The 2,680-nt window shown below is 66.5% G+C and carries 2 protein-coding genes; both read left to right on the forward strand.

The genetic code is table 11. The features are described 5' to 3' along the window. Positions 1 to 67 precede the first annotated feature (67 nt). Entirely contained in the window at positions 68 to 1,615 is a 1,548-nt protein-coding gene (locus JNM03_RS08640; protein ID WP_294036052.1) for a carboxylesterase family protein, read from the forward strand. Between the two features lie 73 nt (positions 1,616 to 1,688). Beyond that, positions 1,689 to 2,680 (forward strand): serine hydrolase (locus JNM03_RS08645; protein ID WP_294036053.1); only part of this gene is annotated, 992 nt, incomplete at its 3' end.

Genomic DNA, 2,680 nt, shown 5'->3' on the forward strand with positions numbered 1-2,680 from the left:
ATTTCTTTCTAGGTCGCGCTCCCGTCCGCGGCCTCCAGCCGCTGGTCGGGAAGGGTAGGAGGGCGCAATGCGGCATTTGGTGATGGCAGCACTGTTCGGTGCCGCGATGCTGACCGGATCGGTGTCTGTCGCGGCGGCGGAGACGGCCCCCGCGGCGACAATCGCGCAGGGGCGCCTTGCGGGCGCGCGCACGGGGGACGTCGAGCGCTTCCTTGATATTCCTTTCGCCGCCGCACCGGTCGGCGCTCTTCGCTGGCGGGCGCCGCAGGCACCGCCGCGCTGGCGGGGCGTCCGCGATGCCGCAAAACTCGGCCCGGCTTGTCCGCAGACGGTGCGCCCCGCACTTGTCGCGGGCGGGGTAGCCGAGCATCAGTCTGAGGATTGCCTCCAGCTGAACATCTGGCGCCCGGCGGGGGCGCGAAAGCTGCCAGTGATGGTCTGGATCCATGGCGGCGCCCATGTGGTCGGTTCGGGCACCTTCCCGGTTTTCGACGGCACCGCCTTCGCGCGGCAAGGTGTGGTTTTGGTGACGATCAACTATCGGTTGGGCGCGCTCGGTTATTTCGCCCATCCCGCGCTCAGCGCGGCCAAGCCGCGCGGCGAGGCGCTCGCCAATTACGGCCTGATGGACCAATTGGCCGCCCTGCGGTGGGTGAAGAAAAATATCGCCGCATTTGGTGGCGATCCGCGCCAGATCACCTTGTTCGGCGAATCCGCCGGGGCGATCGGAGTGACGACGATCCTTGCCCAGCCCGAAGCCAAAGGCCTGTTCGCCAAGGCGATCGTTCAGTCGGGCGTTGGTCTCCTCGATCCGCGCCCGCTTGGCGAGCAAGAAGCGCTAGGCGCGGCGTTGGCAGCGCGCGCAGGTGCGCCGCCTTCAGCATCGCTCGACGCGCTTCGCGCGCTGCCCGCCGCCGCGCTCGTTGCCGCTGGCGAGGTCCGGACGCCGGGCGCGATGACCGGCCCCATCCTCGACGGCGACCTGGTACGCGAAGCGCCTTGGCGCGTCTTTGCGCGTAGCGAGCCGATCGACGTTCCGCTCCTCGTCGGCGCGAACAGCAACGAGGCGAGCGTCATCCTTGCCATGGGCGTGCCGCCATCCGCCGCGCTCGCCTATCTAGGGCGCGACCAGGCGGCGGGCCGGGCCGCCTATGGCATGGGGCTGGCCGATGATGAACTGGCGCGCCAGGTGTTGGGCGACGCCTGGTTCGTCGCCCCGGCGCGCTGGCTCGCGGCCCGGACGGCGGGGGGCGCGCCGTCGTATCTCTATCATTTCGACTATGTCGCAGCGGCGCGGCGCGACCGCGCCAAGGGCGCCGCGCATGGGTCTGAAATCCCCTATCTGTTCGGGACGCTCGACTATTTTGCGTCGGTCGCTGGCGCCGTCGGTGACGAGGATCTCCGCTTCGGCGAAGGCATCTCCGCCTGCTGGGTTGGCTTCGCCAAGACGGGCGTTCCTGGCTGCGCACTCGTTCGCGACTGGCCGCGTTACGATGCGGCAAGCGACCGTCTCGCAAAATTTACGCCCGAGTCTGGCGTCGTCGCCGGCTTTCGCAAGGCGCAGCTCGACCATCTGCTCAATGTTCACTTCGGGAACGGCCAGTCCAGGCCCTAGCCCGTCTGGCCGCGCTAGGCCCTCCGTTTCGACAATGTGCAACGAAGCTGGGAGAGAGAAAATGGCTGGAAGAATGAAATGGATGTCGCTTGCCGCCGGTGCAGTGATGGTTGGGGCTGCGGCCTTTGCGGCGCAGGGCGGGTTCGTCGGCAACGGCGGCGGCGAGGCGCGTCCCATGGTGCAGCTTCCGCCTGCGGCGCCCGCTGCTAAAGCGTCGACGTCGGCGGCATCGGCGCCCGCGGCCGCCAGCCTTTCGGCCACCGTCGGCGGATATACCTATGACTGGACAGCGTTACAGGCGGCAATCGACGCCGATACCGAGGTCGATAACGGCTATTTCATCGTCGGTAACGCTTCGGATCCCGACTATCTCTTCGCCTATGAGAAGGGCAGCTTCGGTATCGATCGGGTGACCCCGCTTGCGTCGGCCTCCAAATGGTTCGCCGGCGCACTCGGCATGCGCATGGTGCAGGCTGGCGTCGCGACACTCGACGATCCGATGCGGCCGCCGCTTGCTTTCTGGACGACGAGCGGGACAAAGAAGGATGTCAAACTCAAACATGCGCTGTCGATGACATCGGGCTTCAACGCGAGCCCGCTCGTTGGTGGCTGTCAGCTGCTTCCGGCCATGACACTCTACAATTGCGCGAAGAGCATCCACGACCTGCGTTACGACAGTCTGCGCCCGGGTAACGCTCCCGGTGCGCAATATAGCTATGGCCCGCACGGGCTTCAGGTCGCCGCAGCCTATCTCGAGGCGAAGGATATAAGCATAGCGCCTGGAACATCGCCCGCGCGCCAGCGCAATTTCCACGAATTGTTCGCGCAGCATGTGACGACCCCGCTCGGGATGACGAGCACGACTTGGTATGACCCTGCGGGAAGCGCTCCCACCAACCCGTGGGTCGCGGGCGGCGCCTATTCGACGCCGCGCGACTATGCGAAACTTCTGCGTGCCTTCCTTGGCGGCAGCTTTATTACCGATATGACAAGCTTCACCCAGCAACGTACCGCAGGCTTGCCGCGCGTTTTCGTGCCGGCGAGCGCGGGCAATTGGGAATATGC

Origin of the sequence: Sphingopyxis sp., assembly GCF_016793825.1 — a bacterium.
Taxonomy (GTDB): Bacteria; Pseudomonadota; Alphaproteobacteria; order Sphingomonadales; family Sphingomonadaceae; genus Sphingopyxis.

Excerpts from the sequence above, each read along its gene's own strand:
- JNM03_RS08640 (WP_294036052.1), top strand. The coding sequence starts at position 68 with ATGCGGCATTTGGTGATGGCAGCACTGTTCGGTGCCGCGATGCTGACC.